Below are 16,105 nucleotides of genomic sequence, written 5' to 3' on the forward strand. Positions count from 1 at the left end.
TCTGTCCCTGGGCCGGTCGACTGTGTATTTGACAACCCGGCGACGCCTCTTAAGGAGCCCCGTTGAAGACGCTTGAACAGACCGTTGCTCAGCATCGAGAAGAGTGGGCGGCGCGCTCACGCAGGCAGCAACAGCTGGAGATCGAGAATAACGAGGCCGTCGCGAGACTCTACGGACTCGAGGACGAGGTCAGCTCACATGTACCGCTTGAGCGCGTGTCACTCACCAACAATTCAGCCTTCCGGTGGCCGAACAAGACACCTGAGGAGCGCGAGGTCCTGTTCACGGAGTCGGCCATTGTCGATCTGATCTCCTACGCCGTAGGCTGCATGCTAGGTCGTTATAGCCTTGATGAGCCCGGACTGATGCTGGCGGATCAGGCGGCAACCCTTGAGGACTATCTCGCTAAGGTTCCCTCTCCCACATTCATGCCGGATGCCGACAACGTGATCCCTTTCGTCGACGATGGCTGGTTTGAGGACGACATCGTCGAACGCTTCCGCCAGTTCCTGCGCGTTGCTTTTGGTGCCGAACATTTCGAGGAGAATCTGCGCTTCGTCGAAGAGTCACTCGCCGTGAAGACTATGCGCGATTACTTCATCACGAGGGCAGGCAAATCCAAGTTCTACGACGACCACCTGCAGCGCTACAAGAAGCGCCCGATTTATTGGATGTTCTCTTCGCCGAAGGGCTCGTTCAACGCACTGATCTACCTACACCGCTACACGCCTTCAACCGTCTCTACAGTGCTGAATGAGTATCTGCGCGAGTACCGGGGCAAGTTGGAGGTGGTGCTTCACCGTGCGGAAGAGGGCACTGCATCTCCGAAGGAGCAGAAGGAGGCGGACCGGCTGCGCAAAGTTCTTGTGGAGCTGCGCGACTACGAGCACGACGTCCTCTACCCACTCGCCACCCAGCAGCTCGCCATCGACCTAGATGATGGTGTGAAGGTGAACTACCCGAAGTTCTACCCGGCACTGCGGAAGATCACCGGGTTGGAGGTGGCTGAGTGATCACCTTCCAAGATGTACAAGGTCAGGTCGTGTTGACCTACTCCCCGGATCAGTTTGGACCGGAATGGCTTGACTCGAAGCTGAGGGCCGGTGGGGAAGCCACCCTCGTGAGAACCTTTACAGTACGGAAGGCGGACGCTCTGCCGAGTGGCAATGACGAACGTAAGTTCGTGGTCGGCACGATTACTCAGGGCTATCGCAGCATCCGCAAGGAGGTTCTCCAGATTAAACACGATCTGCTCATCGATGTTGAGTGTTCGTTGAGTCCGAAGACATTCGTAGCGGAACGAAGCATCTCGGTCTTCCGTCACATCGACGAGCTAGTTGATCAGCAAATCGTCATTGGCGGAGAGCGGGACGATTCAATGCCGGTCAGCGAGTTCGTGCGTTTATTGAACAATTTTCCCTCGTCCACTGAGCTCAAGTATTATGCGGAGACTCGAATCACGCGGGTGCTCAAGGAATATTTTGCAACGGTGTCGGACGCGGAATTGCGCCTTGCGAAGCATATGGATCGAAGAAGGAAGTCCGCAGCCTCAGCACCTGCTCGGATGCATGGTCGGGCCCCGGCAGCGAACGAGTTGGAGTTCGAAAAACTTATCTACATCCGGACTCGCCTGCAGGAGATGCTGGTCGAGGCTGAAAGCTATTCTGAGGCAGAATGGCAGGCAGCCGTTTCGGATCTGTTTTTGCTGATCTTCCCTCAGTATATAGCAGTTCTCGACAACGTTTTAGTAAAAGACCAGTACTCAAACGCGGATAAGTCGACGAATCGATATATCGATCTCATGCTCGTCGGAGTGAACGGCTACGTGGATATCATCGAGATCAAGAAGCCATTCGATCGCGGACTCGTGTCGTCGCGCCGCTATCGGGACAACCATGTACCCGTGCGTGAACTATCGGGTTCGATTATGCAGGCAGAGAAGTATCTTTTTCACCTCAATAAGTCGGGACGGGAGGGCGAGCGTAAAATCGCTGCGAAGCATGCAGGTGCCTTGCCATCGGGTGTTGACGTGCGCATCGCCAACCCGAAGGCGTTCATCTTGACCGGGCGTGACGCCAACCTATTGCCAGGCGAACGTTTCGATCTGGAGATCATACGGCGCAAGTATTCCAACGTGGTCGACATCATCTCTTATGATGATCTGTTGCGCAGGCTGGAGAATTCGATCGCGGCCATTTCGAAACGCTTGGTGCTGGACAGGCCCGGCGACTCTGTAGGAGAAGCCGCGGAATGAGTAATCCAGCCACCATCGCGAGCCACCTCGCTGCGCGGTTCGCCGAGAAGCGGATCGTGGTCTGGCACGATCATGACGGCGGCCATGAGCCCGATCTTGAGAACCAAGTGCCAAGCGGCGTCACAGTGCTGCGGGTCGTGGACAACGAGTTTGCCATTAAACACCGCATCCTCCGCCAGGACCCCACGGCTCAGTTCCTGCTCTACCGTTCGGGCCCCGTTCTCGAAGGAGTCGACAACTGGCTGCTCGATGTGGAACTGGCCTATGGGCCAGCGTTCACAGCAGACCGTGGTGCGTTGATGAGCGCCAGCCTGGGGCTGACTTCGCACGGTGCTGATGCCGAGGCACTGATCGCAGAGCATGCCTCCTTCTTCGCAGACGCCACGCTGGTTGAAAAACTGAAGAAGTTACTCATGCCAGGCGACGATCTCAAGACGGTGAGGGCAAAGATGTCCGCCGTGGTGATAGGGCAGAAGGAACACAGCTTCTCTGAACTGACCCGGACGTTGTTGATCGAGCACACTAAGGGTGGCTCGACTGAGGTCGGAGCTTTGTCGGAATTTGGTCTTACTGACTTCCACTGGGACGGTGCGAAGAAGATCTACGGGTACAGCTCAGACTCGCCGACCATGCCTGGCTTCATTCTGTGGATGTTCCAGCAGGCTCGCGATGGCTTCGATGTCGCGTCCTCGAGTGGTGCGCGAAACCTCGCAATCGACTTCCGCAGCTTCAGGGATTCCAAACGTAGCGCGGACGCGATCAAGGCGCTGGCCAACAAGGCTGAGGTCGATATCAACTACAAGGATCACGTTGCTGAAATCGCTTGGCAGTCCCTCAAGGAGACTGACATCTTTGAAGCGACCGAGCGAGAGGTAATCCGTCGCTTGGTCGAAGCGATCGCCACTCAGACGTTGCCGCAGCGAGACATCCTTGAAACCATCAGCGCCCGCCGCCGTGACAGCTTCTGGTTCGATGACTACGCGGCACTCTACGAAGCACTGACGGCTGCAGCTGAACTCCTGCCGATGATTCGCACGGCGCGCTTGGACTTCACCAGCTTCGACGAGGGGCTGAGCCGGTATCGAGATGAGTTGTTCCGCATCGATCAGCTCTATCGCCAATTCACCTACGCCTATCAGACCGCAGAGTTCAAGCAACCCCTCGACATGCTGGCGGAGCGAGTCGAGGCTGCCTACGTTACCGACTTTCTCTCGCCGCTCGGTATGAGCTGGCAGCAACAGGTTGACACGGTGGATCAGTGGAGTGCTCGTGCTTTAAGTGCGCAGTCGTCGTTTTACCAGAAGCATGTGGCCACGCTCGTGAAGGGTGGCCATAAAAAAGCCGTGGTGGTGATCTCCGATGCGCTGCGTTACGAGGTCGCCAAGGAGTTAGAGTCAAGGATTCTTGGCCTGGACAAGTTCAATGCGAAAACTGAGGCCATGCTGGGAGTGCTGCCCAGCTATACACAGCTAGGCATGGCGGCCCTCTTGCCTCACGACACGCTGGCTCATTCGCCGGATGGCGATCCAGTCCTGGCCGATGGCTTGAGGTCCGACGGCCTGGCGAACCGTAACAACATCCTCAAAAGTGTCGATGGCGCTGCGATCCAGGCAAAAGACTTCGTTGACATGAGAAATGACGAGCGGCGCGAGCTGTACTCCTTGCATCAAGTGCTCTACGTGTACCACGACACGATCGATGCGACCGGTGACAAGGCCGCCTCGGAGCGCCGCACGTTCAAAGCTGCCGCAGAGGCAATCGATGAGCTCATCGATATCGTAAAGAAGCTCGTCAACGCCAACGCGACCAATATCTTTGTGACTGCCGACCACGGATTCCTCTACCAGCGTTCTAAGCTTGCGCCACAGTTCAACTTGACCGTAAAGCCGCAAGGAGACAGCGTCGTTGTGGAGAACCGTCGTTACGTTCTCGGTCGTGGGCTGAAGGAGAACGCCGCCTTCAGAACTTTCCAACCCAGACAGCTCGGCTTGTCGAGCGAGCTTGAAGTTCAAATTCCCAATTCGATCCACCGGATCGTCAAGCCCGGCGCCGGGTTCCAGTTCGTGCACGGGGGCGCCTCGCTCCAGGAAATTGTGGTGCCAGTCGTCGCAATCAACAAGGGGCGCTCCACCACGGTCGAACCAGTGAACGTTGACATCTACCCTGAGACGGACAAGATCACCACGGGTCAGATCGTCGTCAAGCTTCAACAATCGATGAAGGTTGAACCTCAGCGACCGGCGCGGCGCCTGCGCGCGGGTCTCTACTTCGGTGAACTGCTGATCTCCAACGAAAAAGAGATGGTGTTCGATTCCGAGAGTGCTGAAGGTCGGGACCGCTTTCAGAGCGTCAGGCTTCTGCTGAGCATGGATGCGGGTCAGGCGAACAACCAGCGAGTTGAGTTCCGCCTCTCGGAGCCAATCGACGGTACCGACCAGTGGAAGAAATACAAGAGTGCGCCTTACCTGATGAAGCGCGCCTTCGCGAGCGATGACGGGTGGGATTTCTGATGAGCGATGAGATTGACCGTACCTTCGAGGCAATGATCGCTGATGGTCTCGACGACGTATTCGAGAAGTCGCCGATCGAGCAGAGCGCGCTCGACCGCAAGATCAATGAGCATTTCGCTGGCGCGGTCGTGCGCAAGGACCTCGTCAAGTCGGTTAAGGGCAACGCGATTGTTCCCTCCTACGTGCTCGAGTATCTGCTCGGTCAATATGCCGCGACTGATGTCGAAGTCGGCATCCAGGAGGGTATTGACACTGTCCGCCGGATCCTTGCGGAGCACTACGTTCACCGCAGCGAGTCAGAGCTGATTAAGTCCCGCATCCGCGAAAAAGGCCGCTTCCGGATCATCGACAAGGTCAGTGTCACCCTCAACGAGAAGGAGGACGTCTACCAAGCGTCTTTCTCGAATCTCGGTATCGGTGGGGTGCTCGTTGACCCAAGCACCGTGACGGCGAATCAGAAACTGCTCGTCAGCGGAGTTTGGTGCCTGTGCGACATCGAATATTTCCATGGCGACGATTCCCGGGTGGTCCCGTGGATTCTGGGGTCGCTTAAGCCTATCCAGATGGCCAACTTCGACTATCAGGGGTACCTCGAGGCGCGGGCGAATTTCACAACCGATGAGTGGATTGATCTGCTGATCCAGTCCATCGGATTCAATCCGGAAATGTTCGGGCGGCGTGCCAAACTGCTTCAGCTCATTCGCCTGATTCCTTTCGTGGAGCGCAACTACAACCTCGTCGAACTGGGACCTAAGGGCACCGGCAAGTCGCATATTTACTCGGAGTTCTCGCCCCACGGCATGTTGATCTCCGGCGGTGAGATCACTGTCCCAAAGTTGTTCGTCAACAATGCCAATGGCCGTCTGGGCCTAGTCGGCTACTGGGACGTCGTTGCCTTCGATGAGTTCGCAGGAAATAAAAAGCGAACCGACAAGGCGCTCGTCGACATCATGAAGAACTATATGGCCAACAAGTCATTCTCCCGTGGCGTCGAGCCGCTCGGTGCAGAGGCATCGATGGTGTTCGTTGGTAACACCTCACACACAGTGCCGTACATGCTCAAGCACTCCGACCTGTTCGATGAGCTGCCCGAAAGCTACCACGATTCGGCCTACCTGGACCGCCTGCACTTCTACATTCCTGGCTGGGAGATCGACACGATCCGCAGTGAGATGTTCTCGAGCGGCTATGGCTTCGTCGTGGACTACATCGCAGAGGTACTCAAATCGATGCGGAACTTTGACTACTCTGACCGATACCAACAGCACTTCACCCTCGGCACGGATATCTCCACCCGTGATCGGGACGGCATCCACAAGACTTTCTCTGGCCTGATGAAGTTGCTCTATCCACATGAGCAAGCCACTGCCGAAGAGATCGAAGAGATCCTGCGCTTCGCGATTGAGGGTCGCAAACGTGTCAAAGACCAGATCCTCCGCATCGACGACACCATGAGTGCCGTGGATTTTGGCTACCAGTCCCTGGCCGACGAATGGACCGCGGTTACCACCCTGGAGGAGGACGAATACCCAGGTTACTATCACCGTGGGCGGTCTGGAATGTCCGCTGACGAAGCTGTGATGGAACCGGAAAGGGTAAACGCTTCAGTAGGAGGTAGTTCGTCAAGCGAGCCAACTCTGCTGCCCTCGGAGCCTGCCCAGGCCGAGCTGTTTCAAGGGCAGCGCGACTTCGTCGAGAACCAGCGAGGAATTTCGTTTGAGTCTTTGCTGATGCCCTACCTAGCGGGCGCTACCGTGATTGAGCTCCACGATCCTTACATTCGTCTGAGTCACCAGGGCCGCAACCTCGTGGAGTTGCTTGCCGTGATCGCCGCTGCGAAAGACCCAGCCGATGAGATTACTTTCAGGTTGTTCACACTGCTCGATGAGGATCCGGACTACCAGAAGAAGCAACTCCAGATGCTGAGCGAGATCGTGCGCGCGGCCGCTCAGCAAGGCATCAAACTCGAGATTGCCAAGGATCCAGGTGCTCATGACCGCTGGATCCGGGCCGACACCGGTTGGCGCATCAACCTTGGCCGCGGCCTCGATATCTTCCAGAAGTCCGATGGCGGCTGGTTCGACTTCGGTAGTAGTCGCCAGGAGTTTCGCCAAGTGCGGGCATTCGGCGTGACGTACATCCGTGAACACCCCTTGACACAAAGCGTTAGTACTCACTAACGTATCAATCATGCCAGACACCCTGGAGGTCGCCGCGGAGCCGAACAGAAGGAAGCTCCTGCACCTTCTGGCTGCTGGCGAAACCACTGTCACGGAACTGGCCGGGCATTTCACGGTGACCCGTTCGGCCATTTCGCAGCATCTGCTCCTCCTCGAAAGCGTGGACCTTGTCGTGGCCCGCAAGGAGGGGAGAAGCCGCTACTACCGCCTCAATCCCGCTGGCATGTCTCAGCTGCGCAGCCTGGTGGAACAGTTCTGGAATACCGAGCTGGATCTGCTGGTGCGGGATGCCGAGCGCCTCGCCGCTGGCGCAACAAAAGCAACGCAGTCAGCCCCAGAAACTCATCCCAAGGATTCGCCATGAAATACAGCAAAACAGTCCTCCTGCCCGTCAGTCCCGACCAGGCTTTCGCCCTGGTCACCGAGCCCGAACGCCTGCGCCGCTGGCAGGCTGTGGTGGCCCGCGTTGACCTGCGCGTCGGCGGCGAATACCGCTGGACCGTCACCCCGGGCAACCACGCCGTGGGCACCTTCCGTGAGATCGAGCCGGGCAAGCGCGTGGTCTTCGGCTTCGGCTGGGAGGGTGACGCTATGGGCCTCGCCCCCGATTCCTCCACCGTCACCGTGACCTTCACCCCGGCAGGAGAGGCCACGGAGGTGCTCTTCGAGCATGACGGCCTCACTGCCGAGCAGCTGCCCGGCCACACCGAGGGCTGGGATCACTTCATGGAGCGAATGGTCGCAGCTGCCACGGACGATGACGCCGGCTTCGACCCGTGGTCGGCATACCCTGCGGAGATGACGCTGCTGCGCACGGCCGAGTCGGGCCTCGCCGTCCTGCTGAACGTCCTGCGCCGGGTGACGCCAGGGGATGTAGACAAGCCCACCCCCTGCAGCGAATACACAGTGAGCCAGCTGCTGGACCATCTGGCAGGTTCGCTCCTCTCGGTCGGCAGGGCGGTCGGTGCCACCGTGGAAGACGACCAGAATGCGACGCCAGAGGAGCGGATCGCTGTTCTGGCTCAGGCCGCGTTGGAGGCCTTCACCCGTCGTGGACTCGAGGGAACCGTGAAACTCCGGGCCGAGCTGCCGGCAGAGGTGGCGGCGGGCATTCTCAATATCGAGTTCCTGGTGCATGCCTGGGACTTCGCGCAGGCTTGCGGTATCCCGCTGACCGTCGCGGAGGAGCTCAGCGCTCAAGTGGAGACGATCGCCCGCAACGTCATTTCCCAGCCGGTCCGCGACTCGGGCAGTTTCGCGCCCGCGCAGGACATCAGCGAGGCCGCAGACGGTCTGAGCCGCCTGATCGCCTTCACCGGCCGTCAGCCCGTAACCGCGTAGAAACCCGGAAGGCCTATGCTGAGCCCATGTCTACCTTCGCCGTGAGCCGCAGTGCATTCATTCCCGCCTCCGCTCAGGAGGTCTTTGAACAGATCAATGACTTCCACCGCTGGACCGCATGGTCGCCCTGGGAGAAGCTCGATGCCGAGATGGCCAAGAGCTACTCCGGCCCGGATGCGGGCCCGGGTGCCCGCTATGAGTGGGCTGGCAAGAAGGCGGGATCAGGCTCGATGACGATCGAAGCCTCCCAGGCGCCGGCCAGCTCCGCGGACGGCAGCGGCAGCATCGACATCGACCTTCACTTCCTGAAACCCTTCAAAGCCAATAATCACACCCTGTTCACGGTGGTTCCGCAGGGCGACGGAACCACCGTGACCTGGACGATGAGTGGGGAGAATAAGACACTCTTCTCCCGGATCTTCGCCAAGGTATTCAGCATGGACAAGATGGTGGGCAAGGACTTCGAATCCGGACTTGAGGGTCTGAAGCAGGTACTCGCCCGGTAGCGTCTCCGCTGGACCCCAAAAATTCCAGCAAATATACTAAGCGGCATGATGAAGCTCTCCGCCCGGCGGTTCCCTGCGCGGGTGACGGTGTTGCTGATGGTGATCGCGGCACTGCTGGCAACCGCCGGGTGTGGCGTGAACCGCGGCAGCCAGGGCGCGGCCGACTTCAAAGCCGCGATGGAGGCCATCGCTGGCGTGGACAAGGTCACCACCGGCGGCACCAATGACCTGCCGTTCGCTGGAGCAGTGAGCGGCACGGTTATCCTCCAGGCTGATCTGAGCCCGGATGCGGTGGAAACCGTGGTCCATGAGGTGGGGAAGTACCTCAATGACCACTCCGGTGCCGGTCTCTCTTTTCGGGACGTCAGCGTGGCGGCGGATGACTTCACCCTTGCCGTAGCGCAGTCACGGGAGACGAACACCGGGATCGTGGGCCTGTACCGCAAGCTCCGGGCAGACCCGGACATCGTGGGGGCGGATCTTGGCATCAGCGGCCCGAAGGGCGAGGGCGCCTTCTCGCTGCGCAGCTCGGTCAGCGATTTTCTGGGCGCCTACCGGAAGGCCGTTGAGCTACGTGATACCCATCCGGTTGCCCGGACTTGGTCCGTCACGGTCACTAGCACCAACGCGAAAGTCAGCCTCAGCGAAGTAGACAGCCGGGGCGTCACCGGCGCGGTGGATGCGGCTGTGGCGGCTTACCAGGCTGCGCTCGCCGTGGCGCCGGTGACGTCCGCAACGCTGGATCCCGCGTCGGCCGCACTGGTCATCGGGTCCCCGGCCCTGGTCGTTTCGGCGTTCGATGCCGCCACCAAGAGTTCCCCCGCCCTGACAGTGCGCGTCACCGGCGGGGCCATCACGAGGAGTGGTGCCGCCGGCCCGGCGCCAACGGATGCCCTGCTGGCCGATGCGGTAGCCCACCCCGGCCTGGTCAGCCTCACGCTGACCGAGAAATCCACCTGGTATGAACTGCCGTTGCAGACTCCGGAGCTGCGGGCCGCCTCGGTGCGGGATCTGACCAGCAGGCTGCTGACGATCCCTCAGTACACGCAGCTGACACAGATCGGCATCCGGGCTGGGCAGGAAACCTCGCGAGGCGACTTCTTCCAGGTGTCCGCCGCGCCCTCGCAGCTTGCCGATCGGGTGCGGATCGCCACCGCCGTCGCCGCCTATAACCCCAAGTTCTTTGATCCCACCGGTTCGTCTCAGCTCTTTCCGCAGACCGGCCCAGGTCTGCTTCTGCGCCTGCCCGCTACGCTGGCTGATGCCACCCCGGACGATCTGAAAGCCCTGGCGAAGTCCCTCAGGCCGGCCGTTCCGGCGGGTTTGCAGGTGGTGGTGCTCAGCTCCTCACCGCCGGTCGGCTCCGCTCAGAACTCGCCGTCTGCCGTCATCGGAGGCTTCACCACCGGGGGGCAGATTTCGGTCAGCCATCCTCAGGGCGGCTGCGGGTCCCGGTGCCCCGCGATACCTCAGACTGTGACCACCCTGGCCCAGGCCCTGGAAGATGAATGGAACTCACCCGGATGATCAACACCTCGCTGCGGCGGCTCCCAGTTCTGGTCCTGACTCTGCTGGCCCTTCTCTTCGTCTCCGCCTGTGTCCCAGGCCAGGACCCCCGGAAGGCTCAGGACTTCGAGACCGCCATGCGCGCCATCCCCGGCGTGGCCAGTGTCTCGACGGGTAAAACAGCCACCATCGTCCTGAATGCCGGGCTCGGCCCGGATGCGGTGGAAACCGCGGTCAGTGCGGTGGGTAGCTACCTCTCCGGGCACAAGGGCCTGGCGGATCAGCTGGGCGGCGTGGGCGTGGACGCCTCCGGGCTGGTGCGCGGCCTCACCGGGGATTCCGCCCATGACGCAGCGGTCAAGCGCCTCTACGACACGCTGAAAGCAGACCCCGGAGTAGCTGCAGCGGCGATCGACTCAACGATGGGAGCGTCGTTCCTCGATCAGAGGGGGATCTCGATCCAGGCCAGCGACAGCGATTTCCTCGGGGCACTTCAGAAGGCCTATACCCTGAGGCAGTCGGATCCGCTGTTCGGCACCTGGCCTATTTTTGCGCTCAGCAAGGATCAGAAGCTACAGGCCTCGTGTGAAGGGGCTGCCCTGAAGGGTGGTACCGCAGTCCTCGACCGAGTGATCGCCCCGTACCAGGCAGCCAGCGCGCAGACCGCGGTGCTGGCAGCACGTCTTAAGAACGGCGCGGCTGACCTGACCATTGCCTCCGCATCCCTGGTGCCGCAGGTGTTCAACCAGGCAGCAAAGGCGGATCCCAGCAACCAGTTCGTGACGGTGCGCGGCGGCAAAGTGGTGCGCACGGGGGATGCCGGCCCGGCGCCAACGGACGCCCTGATTGCCGATGCCATCAACAATCCGGGGGTTGCCGCGTTGGAGGTGGTGGGCGCGAAGTCCGCTTACTACGCCCTGCCGTCCCTTCCGGTTGATCAGCGCGGCGCGGCAGCGATCGCCCTGGCCACACACCTGGGCAGCATCCCGGAATTCGCGCAGGTGCCAGGAATCCGGATCGATGGAGCGGCGACCTCAAGCCTTGGCCCCTACCCGAAACTCACCGGCCCGCTTGGCGAGTTTCCCGATTCCTTCCTGGTTCAGGCGAAGCCCGCCGAGCTGCTGACCAAGGTCAGACTGGCGGCTGCCGTGGCCCAGTCCTACCCGGAGTATGGCGACACCCTGGGCCTCCTGGTGCCATGGTCGCCAGCAAACGCCTCGACCGCTGAGCTGACGGCCATGGTGGCCGCCCTCAAGCCGCTCGCTCCGGCCGGACTGCATGTCTACGTCAGGGCACCCACTCTCTCCGGTCATGTGTACCCCTACGGTGCAGATTTCACGGTCGGCAGCACCATCAAGGTGCAGCCCACCCTGGGCAAATTCGAATCAGGCACGGATGCCCAGCAGTTCGCCAAACTCCTTCAGGAGGTCTGGAACGCAGCCTCCTGAAGCAGCCTCCTAAAATGGGATTATGACGATCATTGCTGCAGCGGACGGTTCCGCTTTGGGAAACCCGGGACCGGCTGGCTGGGCGTGGTACGTCGATGACGACACCTGGCAGGCCGGCGGCTGGCCTCACGGCACCAATAACCAGGGCGAACTCATGGCGGTCCTTGATCTGCTCCGAGCCACCGCCCATCTGCCGGAAGAGCCGCTGAAGATCCTCTGCGACAGCCAGTATGTGATCAAGTGCATCACCGCCTGGATGCCCGGCTGGAAGCGCAAGGGCTGGCGCAAGGCGGATGGTAAGCCGGTGCTCAATATCGAGCTGCTCAAGGAGCTCGATGCCGCACTGGCCGGGCGCCGCTACGAGTTCGAGTGGGTGAAAGGCCACGCCGGGCATGAGCTCAACGAAGCGGCCGATGCGCGGGCCCGCGGTGCCGCGACGGCGTACCAGAAGGGTCAGCAGCCCCCAGTGGGTCCAGGGTTCCCCGGACGGCCCCAGCTGAGGAACGCTGAAGCGCTGAAAAACGCTGAATCGCTGAGTGTCAAACCGAGCGAACCCGAAGATCCGCAAACGCAGCTCGATCTTTTCTCCAGCCTGGAGGAGGATCTCTTCGAACCAGCGTCCGTGAGCCCCGCCGAGGCCGTCATTGCGCTCGAACGGCAGCTTCTGGATCCCGCCATCCGGGCGGATGCCAGCCGGGTGGCGGTCCTGTTGCACCCGGACTTCGAGGAAATCGGTGCCTCCGGACGGCTGTGGTCCCGGGATGCCCTGATCGCAACCATGGCAGAAGACTTTGTGGCACCACTGATCGACCAGCTCAACGCCGCTGTTCTGACCGAGGATGCCATATTGCTGACCTACCGCAGCCTGGGCATGAACGGCGCTGCGCTGCGCAGCTCGCTCTGGCTCCGCCACCAGGGCCAGTGGCGACTGCGATTCCATCAGGGGACGCCGGAAGCCTAGAGACCCGAAAACCTGAGCCCGGCAACCATGAAACCCTTTTTAGGTCATTTTCTGGATTAATTGACCGGATTCGCTGGCGACTCTTACGATGACAAGGTGAATCAAAAGCCTGGTCAAGGGATGCCGCTGCGGGACTACCGGGTGCATCGGTACGTGAACGCGTTCTGCCCCAGCTGTCACGAGGAGTCCCCGGACGCGCCCCTCTCCGAGGTTCAGCGGCTCTCCGGCTGGCTCGCCGTCCGGGACGAGCAGGTCTGGCTGGAGCGGGGCTGCCAGAAACACGGCCTGGTGAGCACGCTCTACGACGAGTCTGCGGAAATCCTGTCCTACCTGGAGGAATGGACGGCACCCACCAAGGTGCATGGGCCGGATACCAGGGGCAACTTCAAACCGGTTCCCTCCGCCTATGAGGACGGCCTGCCGGAAATGCAGACCCAGCACACCTGCATTCTCCTCGAAGACCTGACCGATCACTGCAACCTCCGCTGCCCCACCTGCTTCGCCGAATCGAGCCCCGCCGCGAGCGCCGTCGCACCGCTGGCTGAGGTGCTCGCCTCCGTTGACGCCCGGCTGGAACGCGAAAACGGTCGGATCGATGTGCTGATGCTCAGCGGAGGCGAACCCACGCTCTACCCCTGGTTGGAGCAACTCCTCGACCACCTGGTGGCGCGGCCCATTGTGCGGATCCTGATCAATTCCAATGGTTTACGGATCGCGCAGGATGACGCCTTCGTCGAGACCCTGCGCAAGCACCGCGAGCGGGTGGAGATTTACCTGCAGTATGACGGCGAAAGTGCCGAGGCCTCGGCCTATCACCGAGGTGCGGACATCCGCCGCTTCAAGCAGCGGGCCGTGGAGCGCCTCTCCGCAGCCGGCGTCTTCATGACGCTGACCATGACGGCCGCGCTGGGTGTGAACGATGGCGAGATCGGCCTCGTCATCGACCGCGCCATGAACACCCCCTACGTGGGTGGCGTGACGATCCAGCCGGTTTTCGGATCGGGACGCTCGGCCGGCGTGGATCCGCAGAAACGGCTCACCCACGGCGGTGTGCTGAGCCGTCTGGAGGGCCAGACCGGTGGCAGGGTGACCTGGCGGGATCTCACGGCCCTGCCGTGCAGCCACCCGCACTGCTGCTCGGTGGGGTACCTGCTTCGGGACGATGCGGGGGACTGGAAGTCGCTCACCGCACTGATCGGTCATGACCGGCTCAAGGAATTCCTGGATCTGGAACCCAATCTGCTGGCCAACCGCATTGCGGACAATGCCATTCCGCAGGCGCTGCGCAATGCGGTCAAGGGCTCGCTGATGGATCTGCTCAGCGAGCAGTCCTCACTCTCGCACCCCTCGATGCGGGATATCTGGAAGGACATCTGCCAGAACTGCGATCTGGGCATCGGAACCCTCACCGCGCTGGCCACCTCCACCCTGCCCGGTCAGCACAAACGCCTGCGCGCCATGCTCGGCGAGCGCGTCCTGCGCGTGACGGTGAAGCCCTTTATGGACATCAACACCATGATCGAGGAGCGGCTCACCCAGTGCTGCGTCCATGTGGCCACCGTCAATGAATCGACCGGCGGGCACCAGTGCGCACCGTTCTGCGCCGTACAGGCCTGGGCGCCACTGTCCCGACGACGCATTTCCACCGCAACCGGGCGCCGCGAGCTCCCGATCCGGGCCACGACAGCCAGCTGAACCAAAGGGGCCAGCCATGAGCGACTACAGCCATCTCGGTCAGTACGATGCCGCCGTGGGCCAGCCCGCCGCACCGTACGATCCGCTACGCCTGTGCATTTTTGCCACGGTGGCGCTGCTGGCCTGGATCTTCGGGCCGCTGGCCGTGGTGGGCTTCGCGGTGCTGGGCGTCGTGGGGTACGCCAGGGCCCGGCGCAAGGGCCTACTGCGTTCCAAGTGCAAGCTCGGTGACACCCGTCTGGTGATCGCGTATCTGTCCCTCCTCGCGCTCGCGGGAGCGGGCGGCATCGTGGTCTGGATCATGAGCCATGTTCCCCACGCTGCATGACCTGCTGGGCTTCGGCCCCGAGGTGGATACCCATTCGGTCTTTGTGCTGCTCGGGGTGTTCGCGGCGCTGATTGTTTTCTTTCTTGAGGCCCGGCGCCGTGGCCCGATCGACGAGCGGCTTGCCTATGTGGTGCTCGGCGCGCTCGCCGGTGGTGCCGTCCTGATGCGTCTGGGCACCTGGGCGCAGAATCTGGATCCGCGGCAGAATCTGTCGCTGATCGAACAGCTGGCGCATGGCAACGCCTCGATCCTCAGTGGTCTGGTGGGCGCTTGGCTGGGCGCGCATATCGCCAAAAAGATCTCGCACTACCGTGAGCGCACCGGCGACCTGTTCGCCCCGGCGCTGGCCGCTGGGATGGCGGTCGGCAGGTTCGGCTGCTTCTTCACCGAAGTTCCGGGAACGCCGACGGGCGCGGGCTGGGGGATTGTGCTGGATCCGGCGGCTGCCGCACGGCTGGGGGTGCAGGCCGGCGTGCCGCTGCACCCGAGCTTCATCTACGAGATCGTTTTCCACGCGGTGGCATTCGCCCTGTTGTGGTTCTGGCTGCGGTTCCGGCCGATGGCGCCGGGCGCCACCTTTACCCTGTATCTGGCGGCGTACGCCATTTTCCGGTTCCTCGTGGAATTTGTCCGGGGGAACAACCTGGCCTGGGACGGATTCACCCGGCCACAGTTGTTTCTTGCGGTGACCATCCCCCTGGTGCTGGCCCGGATCATCTGGGGAGCGCGTCACGGAGTCTACTCCCGCCCGGCAATTCAGGAGTCAACGGTTCAGGAGCATCCAGTTCAGGAGTCAAAAGCCCAGGAGCAGCCAGTTCAGGAGGCAGTATGAGCGAGAACCAGAATCAGCCCGGGCAGCCAGAGCCGCCGAACCAGCCTGGGCAACAGCAGCCCCCATATCCGCCGCAGCAACCATGGCAGCAGGGGCAACCGCAGCAGTTCCCGTCGCCCGGCGAATGGTCGCAGCCCCCGCCGCAGCAGCCGTATCCCGGTCAGTACCCGCCCCAGCCCGGAATGCCCCAGCCCGGCGTTCCCCAGTACGGAATGCCTCCGTACGGCCCGCCTCAGGTCCGGAAGTCCGGCGGCGGCGCAAATCTGGGGCTCGGCTCGGCAGTTGGCGCCGGTATCCTGTTCGTTGCCGCCATTCTCCAGTTCAACCTCATTGGCAAGACGCACAGCTTCTTTCTGCTCAACATGCCCATGATTCTTCCCATTGCCGTCGGCATCGGACTGCTCTTCAACAAAAAGACCCGAATGTTCGGCACGGGCATGCTGATCGTGCTGTTCAGCGCCTGGATTGTGTTCGTTGGCCCCTGCACCACACTGTTTTCCTCGGTGACGTCGATCTAGCGGTTGCCACTGGGTAGCAGACAATT

14 protein-coding genes are annotated in these 16,105 nt (G+C 61.5%); all 14 read left to right on the forward strand.

What is annotated here, in order from left to right; all coding sequences use genetic code 11:
• The first annotated feature begins 62 nt into the window (after positions 1 to 62).
• The 14 genes from QQM37_RS13155 (at position 63) to QQM37_RS13220 (ending at position 16,079) form a co-directional block, all read left to right on the forward strand.
• Positions 63 to 1,013: a BREX-1 system adenine-specific DNA-methyltransferase PglX gene (locus QQM37_RS13155; RefSeq protein WP_285728071.1), complete on the forward strand. Its 951-nt coding sequence runs from the start codon at positions 63 to 65 to the stop codon at positions 1,011 to 1,013.
• The gene (locus QQM37_RS13160; RefSeq protein ID WP_285728072.1) at positions 1,010 to 2,254 is read left to right on the forward strand and encodes a Shedu immune nuclease family protein; all 1,245 of its coding nucleotides are present in this window, start codon (positions 1,010 to 1,012) and stop codon (positions 2,252 to 2,254) included. Before QQM37_RS13155 ends, QQM37_RS13160 begins: the two co-directional genes overlap by 4 nt.
• On the forward strand, positions 2,251 to 4,764 hold the full coding sequence (gene pglZ / locus QQM37_RS13165) for a BREX-1 system phosphatase PglZ type A (protein WP_285728073.1): 2,514 nt from the start codon (positions 2,251 to 2,253) through the stop codon (positions 4,762 to 4,764). Before QQM37_RS13160 ends, pglZ begins: the two co-directional genes overlap by 4 nt.
• Positions 4,765 to 4,796: 32 nt before the next feature.
• Entirely contained in the window at positions 4,797 to 6,944 is a 2,148-nt protein-coding gene (gene brxL / locus QQM37_RS13170) for a BREX system Lon protease-like protein BrxL (protein WP_285728096.1), read from the forward strand.
• A gap of 10 nt (positions 6,945 to 6,954) precedes the next feature.
• Positions 6,955 to 7,308 carry an ArsR/SmtB family transcription factor gene (locus tag QQM37_RS13175; RefSeq protein WP_285728074.1) on the forward strand — a complete coding sequence of 118 codons (354 nt, stop codon included), beginning with the start codon at positions 6,955 to 6,957 and terminating at the stop codon, positions 7,306 to 7,308.
• The gene (locus QQM37_RS13180; protein ID WP_285728075.1) at positions 7,305 to 8,285 is read left to right on the forward strand and encodes a TIGR03086 family metal-binding protein; all 981 of its coding nucleotides are present in this window, start codon (positions 7,305 to 7,307) and stop codon (positions 8,283 to 8,285) included. Before QQM37_RS13175 ends, QQM37_RS13180 begins: the two co-directional genes overlap by 4 nt.
• Positions 8,286 to 8,311: 26 nt before the next feature.
• A complete protein-coding gene (locus QQM37_RS13185) occupies positions 8,312 to 8,791 on the forward strand; it encodes an SRPBCC family protein (RefSeq protein WP_285728076.1) in 480 nt (159 codons plus the stop codon).
• Positions 8,792 to 8,836: 45 nt separating this feature from the next.
• A complete protein-coding gene (locus QQM37_RS13190; protein WP_285728077.1) occupies positions 8,837 to 10,318 on the forward strand; it encodes a hypothetical protein in 1,482 nt (493 codons plus the stop codon).
• Positions 10,300 to 11,745 carry a hypothetical protein gene (locus QQM37_RS13195; RefSeq protein WP_285728078.1) on the forward strand — a complete coding sequence of 482 codons (1,446 nt, stop codon included), beginning with the start codon at positions 10,300 to 10,302 and terminating at the stop codon, positions 11,743 to 11,745. Before QQM37_RS13190 ends, QQM37_RS13195 begins: the two co-directional genes overlap by 19 nt.
• 22 nt (positions 11,746 to 11,767) lie before the next feature.
• A complete protein-coding gene (locus tag QQM37_RS13200; protein ID WP_285728079.1) occupies positions 11,768 to 12,706 on the forward strand; it encodes a ribonuclease HI family protein in 939 nt (312 codons plus the stop codon).
• 96 nt (positions 12,707 to 12,802) lie between these two features.
• Entirely contained in the window at positions 12,803 to 14,401 is a 1,599-nt protein-coding gene (locus QQM37_RS13205) for a radical SAM protein (protein ID WP_337250253.1), read from the forward strand.
• Between the two features lie 16 nt (positions 14,402 to 14,417).
• A complete protein-coding gene (locus tag QQM37_RS13210; RefSeq protein ID WP_285728080.1) occupies positions 14,418 to 14,729 on the forward strand; it encodes a hypothetical protein in 312 nt (103 codons plus the stop codon).
• The gene (locus QQM37_RS13215; RefSeq protein WP_285728081.1) at positions 14,710 to 15,561 is read left to right on the forward strand and encodes a prolipoprotein diacylglyceryl transferase; all 852 of its coding nucleotides are present in this window, start codon (positions 14,710 to 14,712) and stop codon (positions 15,559 to 15,561) included. Before QQM37_RS13210 ends, QQM37_RS13215 begins: the two co-directional genes overlap by 20 nt.
• Entirely contained in the window at positions 15,558 to 16,079 is a 522-nt protein-coding gene (locus QQM37_RS13220) for a hypothetical protein (RefSeq protein ID WP_285728082.1), read from the forward strand. Before QQM37_RS13215 ends, QQM37_RS13220 begins: the two co-directional genes overlap by 4 nt.
• The last annotated feature ends 26 nt before the right edge of the window (positions 16,080 to 16,105 follow it).

This window comes from Psychromicrobium xiongbiense (assembly GCF_030271165.1).
Lineage (GTDB): Bacteria > Actinomycetota > Actinomycetes > Actinomycetales > Micrococcaceae > Renibacterium > Renibacterium xiongbiense.

Excerpts from the sequence above, each read along its gene's own strand:
- pglZ (WP_285728073.1), top strand. The coding sequence starts at position 2,251 with ATGAGTAATCCAGCCACCATCGCGAGCCACCTCGCTGCGCGGTTCGCC.
- brxL (WP_285728096.1), top strand. The coding sequence starts at position 4,797 with ATGATCGCTGATGGTCTCGACGACGTATTCGAGAAGTCGCCGATCGAG.
- QQM37_RS13175 (WP_285728074.1), top strand. The coding sequence starts at position 6,955 with ATGCCAGACACCCTGGAGGTCGCCGCGGAGCCGAACAGAAGGAAGCTC.
- QQM37_RS13180 (WP_285728075.1), top strand. The coding sequence starts at position 7,305 with ATGAAATACAGCAAAACAGTCCTCCTGCCCGTCAGTCCCGACCAGGCT.
- QQM37_RS13185 (WP_285728076.1), top strand. The coding sequence starts at position 8,312 with ATGTCTACCTTCGCCGTGAGCCGCAGTGCATTCATTCCCGCCTCCGCT.
- QQM37_RS13190 (WP_285728077.1), top strand. The coding sequence starts at position 8,837 with ATGATGAAGCTCTCCGCCCGGCGGTTCCCTGCGCGGGTGACGGTGTTG.
- QQM37_RS13195 (WP_285728078.1), top strand. The coding sequence starts at position 10,300 with ATGGAACTCACCCGGATGATCAACACCTCGCTGCGGCGGCTCCCAGTT.
- QQM37_RS13200 (WP_285728079.1), top strand. The coding sequence starts at position 11,768 with ATGACGATCATTGCTGCAGCGGACGGTTCCGCTTTGGGAAACCCGGGA.
- QQM37_RS13210 (WP_285728080.1), top strand. The coding sequence starts at position 14,418 with ATGAGCGACTACAGCCATCTCGGTCAGTACGATGCCGCCGTGGGCCAG.
- QQM37_RS13215 (WP_285728081.1), top strand. The coding sequence starts at position 14,710 with ATGTTCCCCACGCTGCATGACCTGCTGGGCTTCGGCCCCGAGGTGGAT.
- QQM37_RS13220 (WP_285728082.1), top strand. The coding sequence starts at position 15,558 with ATGAGCGAGAACCAGAATCAGCCCGGGCAGCCAGAGCCGCCGAACCAG.